This window comes from Pseudomonas sp. MF6747 (genome assembly GCF_963890955.1).
Taxonomy (GTDB): Bacteria; Pseudomonadota; Gammaproteobacteria; order Pseudomonadales; family Pseudomonadaceae; genus Aquipseudomonas.
In genome coordinates this window covers 251,895-273,361 of record NZ_CAWPSZ010000004.1, presented here as the reverse complement: position 1 = coordinate 273,361, position 21,467 = coordinate 251,895, and the positions used below count along the sequence as shown (strand labels likewise).

The 21,467-nt window shown below is 59.1% G+C and carries 14 protein-coding genes and 1 pseudogene; 6 read left to right on the top strand and 9 right to left on the bottom strand.

Annotated features, from left to right (window positions below; genetic code table 11):
- Window positions 1-2: 2 nt before the first annotated feature.
- From AACW30_RS06245 to AACW30_RS06215, 7 genes and pseudogenes are all read right to left on the bottom strand, one after another.
- On the bottom strand, window positions 3-839 hold the full coding sequence (locus AACW30_RS06245) for a 5'-nucleotidase, lipoprotein e(P4) family (RefSeq protein WP_200624508.1): 837 nt from the start codon (window positions 837-839) through the stop codon (window positions 3-5).
- A gap of 211 nt (window positions 840-1,050) precedes the next feature.
- A pseudogene (locus tag AACW30_RS06240) lies at window positions 1,051-1,329 on the bottom strand (FimD/PapC C-terminal domain-containing protein); the annotation flags it as partial.
- Between the two features lie 104 nt (window positions 1,330-1,433).
- Window positions 1,434-1,826 carry a hypothetical protein gene (locus AACW30_RS06235; protein ID WP_200624507.1) on the bottom strand — a complete coding sequence of 131 codons (393 nt, stop codon included), beginning with the start codon at window positions 1,824-1,826 and terminating at the stop codon, window positions 1,434-1,436.
- Between the two features lie 86 nt (window positions 1,827-1,912).
- Entirely contained in the window at window positions 1,913-2,560 is a 648-nt protein-coding gene (locus tag AACW30_RS06230; protein ID WP_200624506.1) for a response regulator, read from the bottom strand.
- A complete protein-coding gene (locus AACW30_RS06225) occupies window positions 2,557-5,892 on the bottom strand; it encodes a hybrid sensor histidine kinase/response regulator (RefSeq protein ID WP_234452608.1) in 3,336 nt (1,111 codons plus the stop codon). Before AACW30_RS06225 ends, AACW30_RS06230 begins: the two co-directional genes overlap by 4 nt.
- Window positions 5,893-5,899: 7 nt before the next feature.
- A complete protein-coding gene (locus AACW30_RS06220; protein WP_200624505.1) occupies window positions 5,900-7,096 on the bottom strand; it encodes an EAL domain-containing response regulator in 1,197 nt (398 codons plus the stop codon).
- Window positions 7,093-9,900, bottom strand: coding sequence for an ATP-binding protein (locus AACW30_RS06215; protein ID WP_200624504.1), 2,808 nt, complete (start codon window positions 9,898-9,900; stop codon window positions 7,093-7,095). Before AACW30_RS06215 ends, AACW30_RS06220 begins: the two co-directional genes overlap by 4 nt.
- Before the next feature lie 247 nt (window positions 9,901-10,147).
- On the opposite strand from AACW30_RS06215, the gene AACW30_RS06210 reads away from it, so the two are divergent.
- The 5 genes from AACW30_RS06210 (at window position 10,148) to AACW30_RS06190 (ending at window position 16,247) form a co-directional block, all read left to right on the top strand.
- Window positions 10,148-10,675: a fimbrial protein gene (locus AACW30_RS06210; RefSeq protein WP_200624503.1), complete on the top strand. Its 528-nt coding sequence runs from the start codon at window positions 10,148-10,150 to the stop codon at window positions 10,673-10,675.
- A gap of 89 nt (window positions 10,676-10,764) precedes the next feature.
- The gene (locus tag AACW30_RS06205) at window positions 10,765-11,490 is read left to right on the top strand and encodes a fimbrial biogenesis chaperone (RefSeq protein ID WP_200624502.1); all 726 of its coding nucleotides are present in this window, start codon (window positions 10,765-10,767) and stop codon (window positions 11,488-11,490) included.
- 61 nt (window positions 11,491-11,551) lie between these two features.
- The gene (locus AACW30_RS06200) at window positions 11,552-14,149 is read left to right on the top strand and encodes a fimbria/pilus outer membrane usher protein (protein ID WP_234452607.1); all 2,598 of its coding nucleotides are present in this window, start codon (window positions 11,552-11,554) and stop codon (window positions 14,147-14,149) included.
- Window positions 14,150-14,172: 23 nt separating this feature from the next.
- Complete coding sequence (locus tag AACW30_RS06195) at window positions 14,173-15,486, top strand: fimbrial protein (RefSeq protein WP_234452606.1); 1,314 nt, start codon at window positions 14,173-14,175, stop codon at window positions 15,484-15,486.
- Window positions 15,483-16,247 carry a fimbrial biogenesis chaperone gene (locus tag AACW30_RS06190; RefSeq protein ID WP_200624500.1) on the top strand — a complete coding sequence of 255 codons (765 nt, stop codon included), beginning with the start codon at window positions 15,483-15,485 and terminating at the stop codon, window positions 16,245-16,247. The genes AACW30_RS06195 and AACW30_RS06190 overlap by 4 nt, the downstream gene beginning before the upstream one ends.
- Window positions 16,248-16,446: 199 nt before the next feature.
- Here AACW30_RS06190 and AACW30_RS06185 read toward each other — a convergent pair whose 3' ends face one another.
- The gene (locus AACW30_RS06185; protein ID WP_200624499.1) at window positions 16,447-18,765 is read right to left on the bottom strand and encodes an FdhF/YdeP family oxidoreductase; all 2,319 of its coding nucleotides are present in this window, start codon (window positions 18,763-18,765) and stop codon (window positions 16,447-16,449) included.
- Window positions 18,766-18,999: 234 nt separating this feature from the next.
- Between AACW30_RS06185 and AACW30_RS06180 the strand changes: the two genes are divergently transcribed.
- Window positions 19,000-20,115 carry a catalase family protein gene (locus tag AACW30_RS06180; protein WP_442793515.1) on the top strand — a complete coding sequence of 372 codons (1,116 nt, stop codon included), beginning with the start codon at window positions 19,000-19,002 and terminating at the stop codon, window positions 20,113-20,115.
- On the opposite strand, the gene AACW30_RS06175 is transcribed toward AACW30_RS06180, so the two are convergent.
- Window positions 20,101-21,306, bottom strand: a complete 1,206-nt coding sequence (locus AACW30_RS06175; protein WP_200624497.1) for a DUF1835 domain-containing protein — start codon at window positions 21,304-21,306, stop codon at window positions 20,101-20,103. The genes AACW30_RS06180 and AACW30_RS06175 overlap by 15 nt on opposite strands.
- Window positions 21,307-21,467 lie beyond the last annotated feature (161 nt).

The following is a 21,467-nucleotide window of genomic DNA, read 5'->3' as shown; positions in this document are numbered from 1 at the left end:
CTTTATTCCTGCAACTGCAACGCCTGCTGCTTAAGTTGGCGTTTACGTTCAAACGGCAACTTCTCATCATCGCCATACGGCGCGCTGTACCAGTTGCCATAGCTCGGGTTCGGCAGCAAAAACCAGCGCTGCCCCAGCCAATTCACATACGGTGCGACGGCCTTGCGCTGGTCCGCGAGGGTGTTGTGCTCGGCCTGCACGAAGTCCCCCAGCGAATCGCCCGCCATCAATAAAACGCGGGCGTGGTTGGCGACCCATTGGCGGCGGCAATTTTTGCCATAACCGGCGCTTTCGCAATGGCCGGTCGGCGTGCTGGCGGCCAGCACTTGCTCGTCGCTGTCCACCGGGAAGCCGCGCAGGCGCAGGTTGGCGACCGTGGCCGCGACCTGGCTGTGTTCGCGGTTGGTGAGGTAGTAAACCTTGACGCCTTTTTGCTCGGCCGCTTGCAGGAACGCCACTGCGCCCGGCAATGCCTGGGCCTTGGCCTGGTCGACCCAGGTGTTCCAGCGGTCGTAGGAGTAGACCTGATTATTGATGATGTCGCGGGCGTTGAGTGGCACGTTGTCGAGCAGGGTTTCGTCGATATCGACGACCACGGCCGGGGGCAGGCCAGTCAGGTTGCGCGGCGTGAACGGCAGGGCGTCCCAGGTAGGGTCGGCAAGGGCCACGTCGAGCTGGCGGGTGGCGTTGGCGAACAGCTGGCGGTAGATCAACTCGTGCTCGATGGAGGTCTGGGTCCAGAGCACGGCGTCGAGTTGGTCGTTGGCCGGTGGGGTTTGCTGGCAGCCCGCGAGGGCGGTGGTCAGCAGGCAAACGCCGGCGAAAATCAGGTTACGCATGGGCAAGTCTCGAAGAGGAGGGCGCATCGGCAGCACCTTAGCCTAAACACTGACCTTAAGCTGTACCTCAACCCAAATGTGGGAGCGCGCTTGCCCGCGAAGGCGGAGTGTCAGTTGATGTATCTGGTGACTGACACACTGCGTTCGCGCGCAAGCCCGCTCCCACATTTGGATCTTCGTGAATCAGACAGCAAGGATGTGGATTGCCCCTTCAAGGCCTACACACCAACGCCTGGCGCTCATAGTTCAGCGTCTTGTTCTGCGGCGCCAACGCATAGCTTGCGCTGCATTGCTGATCGCCCCACTTGATGACCAGCGTGTCTTGATCCTCTTCCACCAACGCCAGCGCATTGCCATTCGGGTCTGCAATCGCCAGTTGCTTGCCGGCCGAGTCTTCCAGCGAAGCGCCGAACGACAGAGGCTTGTGCTGCGCATCAAACAACTCGAACAACACCCGGCGCCCGGTGGTGCCGCTGTAGTGCGCCACCACGGAACCGGCGAGGTTGAAGTTCTGGAAGTTGTGGCCCTGGGCCTTGATGTCCAGTGGCGAGGCAGTCGACAGGTTCAACTGTGGTTCAGCACCGAGGTGCCTCATTATAAGATTTCCAGATATCGCCCCAAATCGGATGCTTTCACAGGTTGCCTGGCCATCCCTAATAAGGGGATGCAATGTTTCTTGGCCCAACTAAATACGCGCGGCTGATCGTCAAAACCAAAATCACCCAGTAACAGAAAATGCTTTATCAAGCAGGACCGATTCAAGTGTCGGATGCAGTGTTTATCAGTATTGGATACTCGAAAATTGTCCATTATGAAGCAGTCGATTTTTCTGGATTTAGCAACGTTGCTCGTCGCTTCTTTCATGTTGGAACAGAGGATGATGTGGAAATACCCTGCTTCATTTAACAAGGCACTGTAATTAAGCAGAACACCGGCGTGGCGGCACAGCACCATGATGGTTTTCTGCTTTACGTACTTGCCGCTCATTTTTTAACGATCCGTACACAGAGGTCCGCGCATTATCGGCTGTGCGCTGGCAGCGGCCCATCAGACAGTTCTTAAATTTCCAGGCGTCATTGAAACTTCCCTGCGTTCACACAGTAAGTCACCAGTGCCTGGTCGGTACTGACCACCAGTTTGCGCATCGCTGAGACCTTTTGTGAACTCACTGTCTTACTGCTGCGATTAACCATGCGTGCAATATCCGTAACACTGTGGCCAGCCACGAAGAGCCGCAGTACTTCCATTTCACGCAGGGATAAACTTGCAAAGCGTTCGTCGACTTGTTGCTGATTGTGGGTAACCGAGAGTGCTTCCTGCACAGGGCTCTGGTAATTACGGCGCGAGGCAAGGGCGTTCAGTGCGTGTTCAATTTCTTCGTGCAAATGGTTTTTTTGAATAACCCCCATCACCCCCAGTTCATGCAGACGGGACACGATCAAGTTGTTGGACATCATCGTCAGCACCAGGATCTGCGCGTCGACAAACCTTCGGGTGAGGTACTCGATCAATTTGAGGCCGTCACCAAACGTCGAATCGCCGGGCATGTGAAAGTCGGTAATGACCACGTCCGGTTTTTCACTCTGTAGCCTGTCGATCAATTGACTGGAACTGGTCGCTTCGCCCACCACTTCAAAACGGCGGTCGCGCTGGATGACCTCACGCACGCCAAGCAGCACGATAGGGTGGTCGTCAGCAATCACTACCTTTATTTTTTTCATATGTACCTGTTTGATGGTTGGCCTTGAGAGCTTGGGTTGAGCGCTATGGCGTCCATTACTTCTTCGAGGCGCTGCAGCAGGTCACGCACCTGAGCCACCAGGCTCGGGCTCAGTGAGCCTTTGTAGAGAGCCCCTTCCAGAGCGTTGCATGCAGCGCTCAAGCGCGAAGCACGAAGCGATGCGAGGGATCCATTCATGCGGTGTAAATAGCGCACTACTTGTTCTTTGTCATTGGCATCAAGGCCTTGCCTTGTCAGGCGAATATCGTCCAGCATGGTGGTGATGAACAACCGGTGCATGGTAGCGGACAGCGTGATCCAACCGTCCATATCGCCCTGCTGCAGGTGAGCGCCAGAGTGCCGTTTTTCCACGCGATCGCTGCAATAACGCAGCAAAGTTTTGCGCAGCGCGTCCAGGCTCAAGGGTTTAACCACCCATGCGTCCATTCCCGCCGCCAGGCATTGCTCACCCTCCTCAAGCAGGGCGTTTGCAGTGACGCCAATGATCGGTATGTGCCTGTCACGCTCGCGCAAAGCGCGGGCCAGGTCATAGCCGTCAAGCCTAGGCATATTGATGTCGGTGATGACCAGATCAAAGGTGCCGGGCGACCAGCGTTGTAGCGCTTCCTCACCGTCTTCAGCTGCGACCACCGATGCACCTAGCGCTTCGAGCTGCTCCTGCAAAATGGCGCGATTGATCGGGTTGTCCTCTGCCACTAACACCCTCAACCTCAACCTCTGGCCAACAACGCGTTCGTTTGATTCAAGCGGTTTGACGCTGCCCGGGTGCGCCTGCGACAGGGCCCGCACGATGCCGCGAATATCGTAGGCGTTAACCGTCCAAGCGTGCTCTGTCGCGTCGCTCTGAGGTGCGCCGAGTTCGGTCGCGTAAATACGCCGGCCATTCCAAACGATCTGCTGGCCCGCCCCGGTCACCCTGTCCAGCAGCAACTCATGTTCACCGCCCTGGTAGCCCGGTGGCAGTGCTACCGCACGCGCTCCCCAGCGGTTGAGCCAGTCAATCAGCGATTGCTCAAGCTCCTTAAACGGTGCTCGCACGTATACCGCCAACCCTTGCAGCTCAATGTCCGAGCGGTCAGGTAAGGAGCCAGGAACGATAGGCAGACGCAGATGAAGAGAGAAACTGCTGCCAAGCCCCGGCTCACTGACCACGCGCAGTTGAGCGTCCATCAGTTCGCTCAATCGTGAGCAGATCGACAAGCCAAGGCCCGCGCCGCCGGCCTGTTGGCTGCCGGCCAGTTGCGAAAACGGCTTGAATAATTGCCCCATTTGCTTTTCGCTGATGCCGGCTCCCGTGTCGGAAACCTGCCATTGCAGCGTTGCGTGAGTCAGTTCCAGTTCCGTCACATTGAGGCGCACGATGACTCGCCCGGAATCGGTGAACTTGATGGCATTACTGAGCAAATTATTCAGGATTTGCCGAATGCGGCTAGGGTCGCCGCTCATCAACGCCGGTAAGTTTGCATCCGCACAGGCGAAGATCTGTAATCCCTTGTTGAGGCCCGCAGCAGCATAGCTGTTGACCGCATCTTCGAAGACATCCAGGGGGCAAAAGGTCACGTTCTCGAGCGCCATCTGCCCCGATTCAATTTTCGACACATCCAGCACATCGCTGATCAACTGAAACAACACCGCCGACGAACGTTCGATGGTCTGTAGATAGTCCTGTTGGCGGGCATCAAGGTGGGTCAGCCCCAGCAGCTCCAAGTTGCCCAATACGCCATACAGGGGCGTGCGAATTTCATGGCTCATGGTTGCCAGGAACAGCGTCTTGGCAGCACTGGCCTCGTCTGCGGAGCGTTTGGCCTGCTCCATCAGCAGGGCGTCATCAACGTGGCGGGTGATGTCATTGAACCCGCAAAGCACCACATCCTCATCCTGATAGCGACTGAACCTGAACGAAACCAGCAAATGCCGTCCGGCTACTTCAATCTGCATTTCGCGAGGGTCTTCGTCTCGATAGTCGCGGTTGAGCAAGCCGATCAGCTCAGCGGTGCCTTGCCATTCCTGCGCGCGCTGATTTTCCAGCAATACCTTATTGTTGTTCCGTTGCACCACGCAAAGGCCAATCGGGGCACTTTGCAACATGGCTCGGTTGAACTCTTCGCTTTCGGTCAGCAATCGTGTCGCTCTTAACGCAGGCTCCACGATGCCAGCGCGATACCAACGGTTGATCCGCCAGCCCAGAATCACCGCAAGTAGAAACGCGCCAGCCGTGCCCAGCAATGACCACTTGGCGAAGCGAAAGAAGTTTTCATAGCTGATGGTGTACAAGCCAACCCACTGGTCTTTGCCGGTCGAAACGACCTTGAAGCGTAAGCCGTCGGCGGCCAGGCTCATGCCAACCGGCAGTGACGCTGAACCCTGAGCATCACCCAGCAGCACATCCCCTGCCGGAGAGATCAGCGTGACGCGATGGTCGATGGGCCGTGTCAGCAGCCTGTCCAGATCGTTGATTTGCCCAGCGTCCAGTAACGCTGCAATCGTCAGCAAACCATCACTGCGGCGTTCAGGCATGATCGATGGATTCACGTCTACGCCAATGAATGCCACAATCGTCTCGGTACCCTGCAACAGTCCCTGTGGCGCACGCATCCAGCTCACGCGCCGGTTATTGAGCTGCTCGTGGCGGGCAAGCAGCCCTTGGTATAAGCGAGATGTCACGTCGAAGAAGTTGCTCTTGAGCAATAACGATTGCTTGCGCATGCCATCGACGCCTGGAATTGCGATGTTGAATTGGTCAGTCGGCGAAAACAGGAATATTTGTGGCGCCGAGTAGAAGGAGCTGGCCCAGAACGCGCTGTAATAATCGGTCAGTTGCACGGCCAGCGAATAGCTGCCCTGCAACTGCTCCGGGCTATAGTGCTTACGCTCGCTGAGGGTGAAAGCCTGGGACAGGGCCAACCCGTGACTCTGGAATACACGCTCCTGGCCTTTCTGCAAAATTTCGACGCGCGAAACCGGGCGTATGTCGGTCAGGGTGTTCTGGTTGCTGCGGTCATAAGCGCTGGCGGCACTGCGTAAAAACGTGTCGTATTCATGAATACTTTCGATCAAGCCCGAAAAATGGAATTCGACCTTGATCCGTTCTTCATCCAGCACCCGTTCAACTGCCCAGTAACACATACTGACCAGCAGCACCGTGAGGCCGGCGAGCACCAGTAATAGCTTGTTGATTCGTTGAGAACTCAAGGCGAAGACGCCGAACTTGAGGCTTGCATTTTTCATCGCTGACGCCCCGGGTCTTGGAATAAGACAGAGGGGATTTTCTCCGCCACTGTTGCCATTCCATGGCGCGTTACAGGTAGACAATCTGACTTCACTTTAGTGCTGGCTTCAGGCCATCTTCGCGCAGCAGTTCAAAAAAACGCTCGGGCGGTACGGCGCAGCAGATCAGGAAGCCTTGCGCCTGATCACACTGGATCTTGCGCAGGAACTCTAGTTCATCCTGGGTTTCCACACCTTCGGCCGTCACCGTCAAGCCCAGCTTGCGGCTCAGTTCGACAATGCTCTGCAACGCGGTGGCGAGGTTTTCGTTGTCGACGCACCCGTGTACCAATGAACGATCAATTTTCAGTTCGCTGAAGGGGGTGGACACGAGGTTGAAATAGGAACTGAAACCTTTGCCGAAGTCGTCCTGCGCCAGTCCGAAACCTTTCATGCGCAAGCGACAGGCGCCGGCGTAGTAGTGGCTGAGCGACTCGGTGGTGGAGGTCTCCATCAGCTCGAAACCAATCGAGGCAGGCTCCGCGCCCAGGGCCAAGACGCGATCATGCAAACGATCGGCAAGGTCATGGCTGTCGAGCAGATGGGTCGGCAAGTTGATCGACACGGGCACTTCGCAGCCACGTCGGCGCCACAATGACTGCGCCTCGATAGTCTGTTCCAGCATCAGCCAGAGCAGTCTTTCTTCCAGCCCGAAACGTTGAAGTGTTGGAAGAAAATCTCTTGGCAGCAACATTCCCTGCTGTGGGTGTCGCCAACGCACCAACGCTTCCGCGCTGCATACTCGGCCGTCACGCAACGATTTTTTCGGTTGAAACCAAGCCTGTATTTCACCGCTTTCCATGGCCGCCAGCAGGCACTGGCGAGCTGGGGGCGCCGCATGGGCACGGGAAGCATCCAAGTCACTGCGGCGCTTATCGAGGCAATCGCGCAAGCGCGTGATGTCGTACGCATCCACCGGTTTTGAAATAAGACTCAGCACTTCCAGGCCCAGATTGTTCGCCGCGAGCCCGGCGCTAACCAACATGCGTCGCGAGGCCACACTCATCAGCGCCAGTGCAGGCGCTTTGCCGAGTCTGCCAATGTTCTGGATCAGTTGCACACCATCCATTACGGGCATGAATAAGTCAGTCACGACCAGATCGTAAGTCTGAATGTTCAGGCGCTGCAGCGCCGTAACGCCATCCCATACGGCCTCTACGTGAAACCCACCGAGAGTACTGAACAGATTGCGCAAAAGTTCATGCTGAAAGGGGTGGTCTTCAACAATCAGCACCCGATAGGGTTTCAATTGCCACTCCTTTGGTAAGGTTCCAGGCAGGCGTAAAGCGTGCGCAATGCAAAAGGCTTGACCAGGCAGCGGTTCATGCCCGCTTCCAGGCAACGCTCACCTTCTTCGCTCATTGCATTCGCGGTAGCCCCGATGATCGGCAAGTGGCAGTCGAGGCTACGCAACTTTGCGGTCAGTTCGTAGCCGTTCATGCGCGGCATATTGATGTCGGTGAGGATCAGGTCGAACGCCGAATGGCGCCACATCTCCAGGGCGATGAGCCCGTCACCGGCCAATTCGACCGTGCAGCCAAGCTCTTCGAGCTGATCGCGCAAAATCAACTGGTTGATGACGTTATCTTCGGCCACCAGCACGTGGATACCCAGATTGAAGACCGGATAGCTTTGCGCAGATGCCTTCGTGCCACGCATGAGTTGCCCTTGAGCGGCCCCTATCGCCATGCGCAGGGCTTTTAAACTGTTGAAACTGACCGTGCCAACCGGGTTATTCACTGCATCATCATGCAGGTCACTGGCAGCCAGTACGCGCGGGCCTTCCCACTTCGGGGCCAACGTTTCGCCAAGCCGTCCTGGGTGCAATTCAAGCAGCACCGCACCCTCCGTGTGGTCATAGGCCTTAGGCAAGCCGACTTGGGCGCGCGCGCCCCATCGACACAACCAGCCACAGATGCTGACGGCCAACTCGCGTACCGGCGAGAGCACGCAGACCAACTCTGGCAACAGATCGTCAGCGCCCAGTGACGGTGCCAGCGCCGACAGTTGCTCAAGAGGCAAGTGCAGGGTAAAGCTGCTGCCCAGGCCCGGTTCACTCACCACACGCATGCTGCCGTTCATCAGGTGCATCAAGCGCTTGCAGATGGACAGGCCCAGGCCGGTGCCCGCCACCACATGGGTGTTCCCATCGGCCTGGTAAAACGGCTCGAACAGGTGTTGCTGTTCTTCGTGGGAGATACCTTTGCCGGTATCGGACACCTGCCAGTGCAACATCACACGCTCACCGTCACAGCTGTCCAGCCTGACGCGCAGAATGATCCGGCCGCTGTCGGTAAATTTCAGCGCATTGTTGAGCAGGTTGCTGAGAATCTGCCGAATACGGCTGACGTCGCCGTTCAACCAATCCGGCAATTGCGGATCGACACAGGCGAACAATTGCAGGCCTTTGCGTTGAGCCGCGGCGGCATAGCCGTGAATCACTTCCTCAATCAAGTCCAGCGGCGAGAATCGGCTGCACTCCAGTTGCAACTGCCCCGCTTCGATACGCGATACGTCCAACACGTCGCTGATCAGTTGCAGAAGGTTGGCGGAAGACCCCTCGATAGCCTGCAGATAGCCTTTTTGCTGATCGCTCAACTCTGTGCGCGCCAACAACTCCAGTGTGCCCAGCACCCCGTACAGCGGCGTACGTATTTCATGGCTCATGGTTGCTAGGAACAACGTCTTGGCTTCGTTGGCGGCGTCAGCCATGCGCCGCGCCCGATCCAGGGCGACTTCTACTTGCATCCGTGCGCTGATGTCGCTAAACGCACAAATCAATACGTCTTCGCGTTTGTAGCGAGTACGCGCGAAGCTCAGATATAGGTGCCGACCATCCGCCAGTTGCAACTCATCGACGGTGTTGTGTTCGGCATCATCAAAGCCGCGACGGATCCATTCCGCACTGCGCTGCTGGCGCTCTTGGCTGTCGCCTATCCACTGGGTATAGAGCGGGTTATCAAGCACCACCTCGCCGTCCTGGCGGCGCAGCACGCACAGCGCCACTGGCGCAATGCGGATGACTGCGCGGCTGAAAGCCTCACTTTCCACCAGCGCCTCAATGCGATTGCCGGCGGGTATGATCAGGCGCTGATCGACACGCCGCATCAGCCAGATCATCAGCCAGGTGACAAGCACGCAGAGCAATACGCTGATCAGCACGGGCGTTATCAACGCCGGGAGCAATGAGTGCATGTCGAGCGCGTAGACCAGCTGCCAATTCGAAAAGCCCAGCTGTTTGCGAATCGCCAGATGGTCGGGTAGCCAGTGGCCGCCTACAAAGCCGAACGATTGATGCGCTGGCATTTGGGCTAATTCCAGGCGTAATGCATGCCCCTGCACGCTATCAAAGATCAACTGGCCGCTCGCATCGAGCAAGGTGAACTGGCCGGCGTTTTCGTTTCGCAGGGCGTTGAGCAGGTCTGGCGACTCGACTTCTAACCCCAGCCAACCCGAGTGAGGATTACGGTCATCGAGGCGGGTGAATATATACAGGGGCGAATCGTCACGCTCAGGGTCCGTGAGCCATAGCTCGTCGGCGGTGCTGTCATATTCAGCGTTGAGCCGCGTCAGCAAGTGCGGAGCAATCAACTGGACCGGTTCGCGTGCGGGAATCAGGCGCATCACCTCGGCTTTGGTGCCGGTCGCGACGTACAACAGATTCACGTTATTGAACCGCAGGTAGTCAATCATGCGGTGGGTCAACCACAGGCTCCAGGCCTGTTTGCCCGATCCCAGGCCCAGATGGACTTCCTCACCTTCCACCACGTTCGCATTGGCTACCGGCGCGGTGATGCGGCGCACGGCTGCCAACCGTAGCGTCTTGAGCAGTGTCTGGCGGCTGACGAAAAAACTCTGCGCATTGGATATCGCCGCGTTCATGTAACTGCGTCGTTGGGATATCTCCTGGCTCAAGGTACCGCTCACATAGCTATAGACGCCCGCGTAAAACCCCAACACCAGAGCGATGACCAACAGGCGCAGCAACTTTCTCGCGGCCGTGGGAGTTGAGAACGACGTATCGAACGGAGGTAGGGGTTGGCGTAGTTTCATCAGGCAACGTTAATGCAACGGCCAAGACGTCGGAATAAGACGATCCTTAAATTCCCTAGCGTTTTCGGCCTGGTTGGGCTAGCGGGTGCCAGGCATGGCCAGGTGTGCTTTTTAAGAATCGCCTGATTAAACCCAGCCCCTCCTTTCCTTAAAATTGCGGTGCCTGGATCGGCTCCATTACGCCCCTTGGCGAATACCGGACAGCATCCACGCACAGCCCAAATCGATTTTAATGAGGAGTTCCACAATGAAACGCATCGCCTTGATCCTGGCCATGACCGCCGCTCCAGCACTGACCTTCGCAGCTGCCCAGAACACCATCACGTTTACCGGCCAGGTGTCGGCTCAGACCTGCGCTGTAGCAGTCAATGGCAACGCGGCGAACCCGGTCATCCTGATGCCTACTGTCAGCGCTGCGGCCCTGAATGCGGTGGGTAGCACGGCAGGCGAGACACCATTCACCATCAGCGTGAGCGGCTGCACTGCACCTTCTTCGAACCTTGCCATCAAGACGGCTTTCCTGGGTAGCAACGTGACCAGCGCAGGCAACCTGGCCAACGCGGGTACGGCCACTAACGTACAAGTGCAACTGCTCGGCGAAACGGGTGGGTCCGCCGTTGTGCTCAACGGGATTACCTCTGTTCCAGGCCTGACCCTGAGCTCCGGCGCCACCAGCGCTAGCCATGATTTTGCGGTTCGCTACATCAGCGAAGAAGGCGCCGCTACAGCCGGTACTGTTTCGGCCACCGCGCAATACGCCTTGGATTACCTGTAATCCCAGTCACCCTGCCGGGCCCTGTGCCCGGCACTTTTACCCACGCCCTCATTCTTCACCCGCTCTGCACGTGTTGGACGGAGAACACCATGACTCGCCTGAAGAAAACCGCAATGGCACTGGCGCTGACCTTTGGCACGGCCATTACTTCCTATGCACATGCCAGCGTTGTAATGACCGGTACCCGTGTGATCTACCCGGCTCAAGCCCAGGAAAAGATGGTGCAACTGACCAATCAGGACACCCATCCTTACCTGGTCCAAGTGTGGCTCGACACGGGCAATCCGAACCTCACGGCACAAACCGCTGACGCGCCATTCCTCGCCAGCCCGCAGGTCTTTCGCATGAACCCCAACGCCGGTCAGGTCGTGCGTCTGGTCTTCACCGGCAGCGACTTGGCGAAGGACCGCGAATCGCTGTTCTACCTCAATTTCGTGCAGATGCCGGCGATGAAGGCCAGCGAGTTGCACGCCAACAAGTTGCTGCTCAGCGTCAGTAGCCGCATGAAGTTGTTTTACCGCCCGCAAGCATTGGCCGGAAACCCCGATGCGCTAAGCCAGTCCCTGCATTTCAAGCTTCAGGGCAGGGCGGTGACCGCGAGTAATGACAGCGGCTATTTTGCCACCGTGCGCCGGGCCGACGTGGTCAGCCGGGGCAAGTCTTACGCGATTGCCCAAGAGTCGATGGTCGCTCCGTTGAGCCAAGCCGTCTGGGCGCTGCCTGCCGGCGCTTGCGCCGCTGCGGGTGACACCGTGCGGCTGACATTGGTCAACGATTTCGGTGCTGATGTAGTCACTGATCTGCCGCTTCTTTGATCGGCCTGGGGTGATAGTCATGCCTACCTGTCGCGTATCAGCATTCAAGATGGATCTTGTATTGGAACGTAACCGCTGGTTACGCAATTTCGTGCAGTCAAGCCTGTTCAGCACCGTCAGCTTTATGAGTCCAGGCATCGCCTTTGCGCAAAGCACCGCCCCAGCTTCCACCGACGCTTATGTATTCGACGACAACATGCTGTTTGGCAGCGGTTCACTCACGCGCTTCAACAAGGTCAATGCCATTGAGCCTGGGCAATACCGGGTGGATTTGTTCATTAACGGGCGCTTTGTCAATCGCGTCGACCTGCGCTTCGCCGACCAGGGTGAAGGGGATGTGCAGCCCTGTCTGCCCGTTGCGTTGCTGGAAAGCAGTGGGGTCCTCAAAAGTGCGATTCAGCCCCCCGGCGCCGACCGGTGCCTGGTGTTGGGCCAATCCGTTCCGGGTGCGTCGACGGCATTCGATTTCGGGCAGTTGCGGCTGGACCTTAATGTGCCACAAAGCCTGATGCAGAAGACCCCGCGTGGCTACGTCTCGGCGCAAAACCTGGACGATGGCAATACCATCGGTTTCGTGAACTACAGCGCCAGCCAATACCACGTCACACGCACAGGCAACTACAGCGGCAGTTCCGATTCCAGCTACCTAGCTCTTAACAGCGGCTTGAACATGGGGCTGTGGCGCCTGCGCCAACAAGGCAACTTACGATACGACAACGACAATGGCAGCCACTGGAACACTACCCGTACTTATGCCCAACGCGCCTTGCCCGGATTACAAGGCGAAATGACCGTTGGCCAGGGTTTTACTTCAGGTCGCTTTTTTTCGGGCATGAGCTACACCGGGCTGGAGATTGCGTCGGACGACCGCATGCTCCCGGAGTCAGTGCGCGGCTATGCACCTACAGTGCGTGGGATTGCCAAAACCAACGCGCAGGTCATCGTGCGCCAGAATGGCAATGACATCTACCAGACCACCGTCGCGCCCGGTCCTTTCGAAATCAGCGACCTGTATTCCACCAGCTACAATGGCGACCTTGAAGTGTCGGTGGTCGAGGCCGACGGCAGCGTCAGCCGCTTTACAGTACCTTTTTCTGCGGTACCCGAATCGTTGCGACCTGGCCTTTCACGCTACAGCATGGCGGTGGGCCGAAGCCGCGATCTCGGCGACAACGACCCGTTCGGTGAAATAACTTACCAGCGTGGCCTGACCAACAGCGTGACCGCCAACAGCGGCTTGCGGGTAGCCGACGGCTACCAGGCGCTGGTGCTCGGCGGCGTCTACGCCAGCACCCTGGGCGCATTCGGGTTGGACACTACTTACTCGCGCGCTGACCTGCCGAACGAAGGTCAGCTCGATGGCTGGATGGCGCGTCTGTCCTACAGCCGCACTTTCCAGCCGACTAATACCACGCTGTCGATTGCCGGCTACCGTTATTCAACCGAAGGCTATCGGGACCTCGGCGACGTGCTCGGTGTGCGCGAGTCGACCCGCAACCAGCAAACGTGGGAGTCGACAAGTTATATGCAACGCTCACGCTTTGAGGTGTCGATCAATCAAAACCTCAATGACTACGGCAGTGTGTTTTTGTCCGGTTCGACCCAGGACTACCGCAGCGGCCGCGAACGCGACACGCAACTGCAGTTTGGCTGGTCCAACACGTTGCGCAACAACGTCAGCGTCAACCTCTCGGTGTCGCGCCAGAGCACCGGCAGTTACCTGAACCGCAGAAGCGGCAACTACAACGACCAACTGGGTAACACCGTCCCGGACAACGGGGTGGGCACCACCCGCAGTGCCGGTACCCAAGAGACCGTCACGCTGCTCTCGGTGTCCTTCCCACTGGGCAGCCCGGCTCGCTCGAATGTACCGTCGCTGAGCAGCTCGGTGACACACAGCTCTACCTCTGGCGACCTCTATCAAACCTCATTGTCGGGCACCCAGGGTGCCGATCAGAGCTTGAGCTACAGCGTAGATGTGTCCCGCGATGCCGATCAAAAACAGAACGTGTGGAGCGCCAACGTTCAGAAATATCTGCCCAACGCCTCAGTCAGCGCCAGCGCGTCCAAAGGGCAGGATTACTGGCAAGCCTCCGGCAGCGCTCGCGGTGCCTTGGCGGTGCACAGCGGCGGGGTGACCTTCGGGCCTTACCTGGGCGACACCTTCGCCTTGATCGAAGCCAAGGGTGCCAGCGGTGCGAAAGTCATGAACGGCATGGGGGCAACCATCAACAGCGACGGTTACGCGCTGGTGCCGTCGCTGACCCCGTACCGTTACAACACGGTGGCCATCAACCCTGAGGGCATGAGTGAAAAAGCCGAACTCAATGACGGTCAGCGTCGCGTCGCACCCTATGCAGGCGCTGCGGTGAAAGTGGAGTTCAAGACCCGCGTTGGTAACGCAATTCTGGTTAAAGCCGTGCGCCCCGGTGGTGAGGCCGTGCCTATGGGAGCTGATGTGTTGGACGAAAACGGCAGCCTCGTCGGCATGGTCGGCCAAGGCAGCCAGGCATACCTGCGCACCGAAAAACTCAAAGGCCGCCTGACCGTTCGATGGGGTGACGGCGCAAGCGAGCAGTGCCGGATGCAGTTTGATCTGGCGCACCAGGATGTCAGCCAGACCCTGATCAAACTCAATAGCGATTGCCGCCGCCCCTGAACTATTTGTTACTGGAGCTAACGATGACTCTTTTTCGCCCTCTGTTTATGCTGCTCGTGGCCCTCGGTGCCACTGTGGTCATGGACGCCGAAGCCACCTGCAGACGCGTATACAACGGCAGTCAGGTGTACGATGGCAACTCGGCACAGCTGACGTTTGGCAGGGTCAACCTCACTTCAACCTACCTGCAACCGGTAGGCACCCAGCTAGGTTCAGTTGTGGTCTCGGCCGCAACGGCGCCCGGTCTCACCAGCGAGACCGTATTGTGGGAGTGCGACCTGAGTGACGCCGATAGCATCTACGAGGTATTCGCCACCAATGGTGACGATCGCGTGGGTGGATACTGGGAAATCGGCAACGGTTCCGGGGCCTCGATCAACGATGGGCTGCCTGGTTATTACGCCAGTTGGTTTCCCTATGTTGGGGTTAAATTGACGCACCTGAACTCAGGGAAAGTGTTCACCCGCTATTGGCAGGACGCCAAGATTACCCAGTACGATACGGTCGGCAGCAAGATCCAGATCAAAGCCAAACACTTGAGTATGATCCAAGGCGAACTGACTCGCGTCTCCAGCCTCCCGCCATCGTCTGGCTCGGGAAGTAACTACTGCGGGGGGCTGGCAGCCTCCAGCGGCAGTGGCACCTACAGCTATACCTGCACCCAGCCCAATGGCTACGTCCAGTTTCGGGGGGGTGGCATCGCTTCGGACGCGGTTGGGTCGGACTCTAACACCAACTACAATTTTTGGGGCGCGGGTAACGGTATTGCATTTGGCATGCGTTCCGCCGCGTCAATCAGCTACACCGCTACCTGCGTGGCGCGTAATGTCACGCCCGTAGTGAGTTTCCTGCCGATCACCGCGACTGAGTTGAACCAGGGCATGACGCGCAGCAGCGACTTCACCATTGGTTTGGAATGCAGCAACACCGCCAGTTCCGGAACCGCCAGCAACCAGACCGCACTGGGTATTCAAGTGGCCTACAGCGCCTATACCCAAGCCCAGTCCCTGGGGTTGCTGACCAGTGGAGGCGGGGTGACCTATCTAGTGTCCAATGGCTATGGCACCGATCCTTCGGTAGCCACCGGGGTGGGTATCAGCCTGCGTAACGCCAGCAACGGCAGTGCCATGAATTTTCTGGGATGGTCAGGCACCGGCGCGGGCGCCACCGGCGGCTGGTATCCGGTACTGGCGGGTGCCAGTAGCGCCGGCAGTAATGCGTCCGGTTACACCAGCTACCTACAGACGATCACCGCGACCCTCAGCACGCTGCCTGGCGCAACAGCGAAGCCGGGCAAGGTCAACGCCACCGCGTACGTGCTGGTGAAGGTCCAATGATCAGGCTGGCGTTCTACTCGGCACTGTTGTGGATGTGCGCGGCAATGAGTGCGTCCTCAATTGCCCGCGCCGGGCTAATGCCCGAACAGACGCGATTGATTTTTCACGAGGGCCAGACCCAACGCTCGCTGATGCTGGCCAACACCAACTCTTACCCCGTAGTCGTACAAACCTGGGTCGACAACGGTGAGGGCAACCGCGCGCCGGAAAACTCAGTCTCGGCAATGATTGCTCTGCCCTCGGTATTTCGCCTGCAACCTCAGGCGTTGCAGGGCCTGCGCATTGTTTATGACGGTAGCGCGCTGCCCAAGGACCGTGAGTCCGTGAGCTGGCTGAATTTGTACGAGATCCCTCCTGCCAAAGCCGACGCGCCTGCCTTATCGACGCGCGTCGCCGTGGCCATGAACACCCAGATGAAAATATTTTATCGTCCCGCCCACCTGCCTGGCGCTCCCGAGAAAATGGCAGAAACCCTTACCTTTCGTATCGAGCCGCATGCCGGCAGCTGGGTGCTTGTGTGCCATAACCCCAGCCCTTATCACGCCTCGTTTTCTTCTCTGCGCGTAGGTGTTCAAGGGCGTGAACAGCCCGTTGCAAAGTCACTCGATATGATGGCGCCGCCGCTCAGCGACAAAATCTACCCGCTGGAAAACTTCACCTATAGCGCCGTTACCAGCGTACAGATCAGCTACACACTGATTGATGACGGCGGCCACTATGTGGACGGCCACGCGAGCGCGTCGGTGCTTCAGGCGCCTTAATGACAATCGCTGATCAAGCCGCAAACACTTCAGCGTTGCTATAGGCCGGGCGGGCGACTTGCCTTCGCCCCGTGGATCATCAACGCTGCGTTGTCGCACGGTGGAAGGTCAACGCGTTGATGCACAGCCATTACAACCCACTGGGTCACCAATCGCTTAGCGATTGGTGGTGTCAGTCAGAGCACCAGACCTGCACCTGTCACTGTCGCCCAAGCGCATCAACCGGCACGCTCAAGCGTATCGGCACCGATTTGGCCGCCGGCACTTTGCTGCGTTCGGCGTGGTGCCAGAGCGGCACCAGTGGGTTGCATTCAGGGTAATACGCCGCGGCGCAGCCTTCGGGGATGTCATACGCAACGATTTCCAGCGGGCCGACCTGGCGCTTGACCTCAGGCTCTATGGCGGTGGTCAACATCACCCCCTGACCGTTCTCGAAACCCAGCCGCGCGATATCGTTGCGGTGCATGAAGATCACTTCGCGCGTGCCACTGATGCCGCGAAAGCGATCCTCGTAGCCGTAGATCGTGGTGTTGAACTGGTCGTTGCTGCGCAGCGTCATCAGTTGCAGCACATCACGCGCCAGCACCTGGGTGTTGACGTCATCGTCTTCATTGAGTGTGGCGGGCAGCACGAACTGTGCCTTGCCGCTGTCGGTCAGCCATTCGCGGTGCGCAACGGCGATGGGGCGGTGAAATCCTCCCGGTTCGGCCATGCGGGTTTCCATGTCGTGGAAGATCTGCGGATAGATGAGGCTGATGGCGCTGCGCACTTTTGAGTAGTCCGCGCTCCAGCCTTGCCAATCAATCGAGCCGCCCGCTGGCAACGTGGCCTGGGCCAGGCCGGCGACGATGCTGGCCTCGGCGCGCACGTGGGCGCTGACCGGTTCGGCGCTGCCATGCCAGCCGTGGATGCAGCCGGTGCTGTCCTCGGTGGCCCAGGTTTGCTCAACACCCTGCTGCCGGTCGATTTCGATACGCCCCAGGCACGGCAGCAGCCACTGGTGTTGCGCGGGCAGCAAGTGCGTGCGATTGAGTTTGGTCGCGATCTGCACGTTGAGTTGCAAGGTTTGCCAGGCCGGCTCCATGCGCGACGTGTCGGGAATCGCGCGCAGGAAGTTGCCGCCCAAGCCGATAAAGCCGCGCACGCGCCCGGCCAGAATGCCTTCGCAGGCGTCCACCGTGCACAGGCCCATTTGCTCCGGCACCTTGAAGCCGAACTGCTGCTCGATCAGTTCGACCGGGACTTTTTTCGGGTCTTCGGTAATGCCCACCGTGCGCTGGCCCTGCACATTGGAGTGGCCGCGGACCGGGCAGATACCTGCACCCGGCTTGCCGAAATTGCCGCGCATCAGCAATAGGTTCACCAGCATTTGCACGTTTTGCACCCCGTGCCGATGCTGAGTCAGGCCCATGCCGTAGATCATCATGACCCGGTTACTGCGCGCGTACACCTGCGCGGCCGCCTCCAGGGCGCTGCGGCTCAGGCCGGAGCGGCGCTCGATGGTCGGCCACTGCGCGGCGCGAACCATCGCCGCAAACGCGTCGAAGCCTTCGGTGTGTTCGGCGATAAAGGCGTAGTCGAGTACCGGCGCACGCCCGTCGCGCAGTGCCTGGTCGTCCAGCTCCAGCAGCACTTTAGCCAGGCCGAGCAGGGCGGCCGTGTCGCCACCGATTGCCACCTGGTGATACTGGGTACTGATCACGGTGGATTCGGGGGTGAGCATTTCCACCGGTGATTGCGGATTGACGAAGCGTTCCAACCCACGTTCGCGCAAGGGGTTGAAGGTGATGATCGGCACGTCGCGTTTGCGCGCATCCTGCAACTGGTGAAGCATGCGCGGGGCATTACTGCCGACATTCTGGCCGAAGAAAAACAGGCAGTCGGTGTGCTCGAAATCTTCCAGCGTCACGCTCCCGACGGGGATGCCGATACTCTCCTGCAAGCCGACCGAGGTGCTTTCGTGGCACATGTTCGAACTGTCGGGCAGGTTGTTGGTGCCATAGGCCCGAGCGAACAGCTGGTACATGAACGAGGTTTCCAGCGAGGCGCGGCCCGAGGCGTAAAACACCACACTGTCGGGTTGCAGCGTTTGCAATTGCGCGCCGATCTCGCGGTAAGCCTCCTCCCATGACGTTTCGCGGTAGCGGTCGGTGGCCGCGTCGTAGCGCATCGGATGGGTCAGTCGCCCGTGTTGCTCCAGTGCGTAGTCCGACCATTGGCGCAGTTCACTGAGCGAATGTTCGGCGAAGAACGCAGGTGAGGTCTTGAGCGAGGTCAGTTCCCAGGCCGTGGCCTTGGCGCCGTTTTCGCAGAACTCCAGGGCATGCGGCTTGCCGGGTTTGGCCCAGGCGCAACTGACGCAGGCGAAGCCATCGGGCTTGTTCTGTTTGAGCAGCGCTTTGGTGGCCTTGGCAAAGGCCTGTTCGCGCCAGAGAATTTTCATCACCGACTGCGCCGAGCCCCAGCCGCCGCTCGCGTGGGTGTAGGGGTGAAAGTGGGCTTTTGGATAGATGAGCATGGGCTGCACCTGAGGGCTTTATCGGTGAGGGATAACGTTACGACGAGTACGCTTGGCAAAAGGTTCGAGCGGGCTTCCGGGCGGCAGGCTAACCGCTCGTCCGACGCCGTGCGGATTTGTTGAACATCCGTTTCTCTGCCTCGGCCCTATCAATCAAGACGGCCGCATTTATTCAGTCGTCGCTGCCTATTAGAAAAAAGCCTGCCGTGAATACCTTGCCGAGCGGAGAGACGCCTGATGAACGACCTACCTGCAGTCAACCCAGCGATTCAGCCTTTGGCTTTTGAGCCGTCATTCGAACAGATTCCCGATGATGAAGCGCAGACCAGCAAGGAGCTGGCTGAAGCGCTGCACGGCATCATGGAAACTACCTTTCGCGACAATGGCCATGCCACTCGCAGTGTCCACGCCAAGGCCCACGGCTTGCTGCGCGGGCACATCAGCGTGCTGGAAAACCTGCCCGCCACACTGGCCCAGGGCGCCTTCGCCAAACCGGTGCGCTTGCCGGTGTACCTGCGCTTTTCGACCAACCCAGGCGATATTCTCGATGACAAGGTGTCCACGCCCCGCGGGTTGGCAATCAAGATCGTCGGCGTGGACGGCCCGCGATTGCCGGGCAGTGAGGGCGAGGTCACCCAGGATTTCGTCATGCAAAACGCCAAGGCCTTCACGGCCGCAACGCCCAAGGCTTTTTTGAAGACGCTGAAATTGTTGGCCAAGACCACTGACAAGGCGCCGGGCATGAAAAAAGCCTTCTCGGCGCTGTTGCGAGGCGTGGAAGCCACACTCGAATCCATGGGCGGCGAAAGCGGCACGCTGAAGAGCCTCGGCGGCCATCCGCAGACCCATATCCTCGGCGAGAGCTTTTCCAGCGTGGTGCCGATGCTCTATGGCCCTTACTACGCCAAAATCGCTGTGGTGCCGGTGTCGTCCAACCTGACGGCATTGACCGACTTGCACGTGGACTTTGGCGATAACCCCGACGGCCTGCGCGCAGCCGTTGAGGCTTACTTTGCCCAGAGCGGCGGCACTTGGGAGGTGCGCGTGCAATTGGCCACTGATCTGGAAAAAATGCCCATCGAGGATGCTTCCGTGCAATGGCCCGAGGACCTCAGCCCGTACGTGACCGTGGCGCGCATCGACCTTGAGCCCCAAGCGGCCTGGAGCCCTGAAAACGTCCAGAAAATCGACGACGGCATGGCCTTCAGCCCGTGGCACGGGCTGGTGGCGCATCGCCCGTTGGGCGGGGTAATGCGCGTGCGTAAACCGGCTTACGAGATGTCGTCGGGGTTCAGGGCCGAGCACAACGGGTGCCCGATCCACGAACCGCGGCCGTCAATCACGCCATAAAGGCTGGTGGTCGTCATCCAGCGTCCAGTGGGGTTGGCGGGGTTCCAGGCACACCCCGCCAACCCAACGCACCTGGTTGGCGTGGTCCAGCCAATAAGCGTCGGCGTTCAGCACCGCCTGCCCCAGTGGGGTCAGCGCGAGTAAGCGACGTGGCCATTCGGGCTCGGTTGCAGTCTCGACCAGTAACGGCTCGTCACCATCGATCAACGGCCGCAACAACGCATGAAACATCGTGTCGCCCAGAAACGGCAGCGGCTCGCGCTTGCCCATCAGTTCTGCGAACACTCGACCAAACGGCACGGGCCCGGCTTCGGCGATGTACTGCAGGGACAAGCGTTCGGTGAGTGACAAACCATCGCGCCTGCCTGGCAATTCCTGCAATTGACGCGTCAGTGCGGGCGCGAGCAAGGGCAGGGCGCGGTGGTTGCCCTGCGCCAGTTGCGCCCAGTTGACCGGTGAGGGGTTGCAGTAAGCCGACCAGGCCTGCTTGGCCAGTTCCACGGCCTCATCGTCGATCAACCGGCGCTGTGGCCATAACCACGCGAGGACATCGGGTGCCAGTTGGCCAATGCCGATAAACCGCTCGACGCCGGGAATGCGGTCCACTTCGATCAGCTCAAGCTTGCGCGGTGCCTGCTCAAGCCCGGCCAACGCGCGGATCAGGAACAGCTGGTCGTAGGCATCCGCCTCACACCACAGCACGCTGTGATCGGCGTCGGCCAAGGCTCCAAGCTGGTGGTATTCATCGTTGATGCGCCGCGCGACTTCGGTGGGGTCCAGGGCGAAGGCCTGGCTGATAAACGCGCTGCGCATCGCGCGGAATGCGTCGCCGGGAAGGTCACGCACCGGCCCCATGCACAGCGGATCGGTGAGCATCTGGAACCGGCCTTTGAACCCAGCCACCTGCAGGCTATGGGCAATGTCGCTGCCGCAACGCCAGTGGCTGGTACGGGCTTCATCGCTGGCCTCAAACGCGGGATGGCGGGCGGCGAAGTCGAGGGCGTCGACGTGCGCCTTGAGCTTGGGCCAACTGCTGAAACCCAGTTGCCGGGCGACGTGCCATTGGGCCTGGGACAACGTGGCGGTAGGGTCCTGGCTTTTCAGGCGCGGCAACAGTTCCTTGGCGCGCTTGCGCTGCTGCTCAAGGTTAAGACGGCCATCGGTGTTGGAGGATAAAGGGCGTTGCGACATACGATCTCCTTGCACAGACCTTTTCCGCTTTAAGGTTGGGAGTCGTAAAAATGAAATGCAGCTTGAGTGTCTTGGGCGCAGCCCTTTCCGCGGAAGGTGGCGTAGAGAGCGCCAGGCGGGAAATATAGGCAGCATTGGCGCTCAGTGCAACCCTGCCAGTG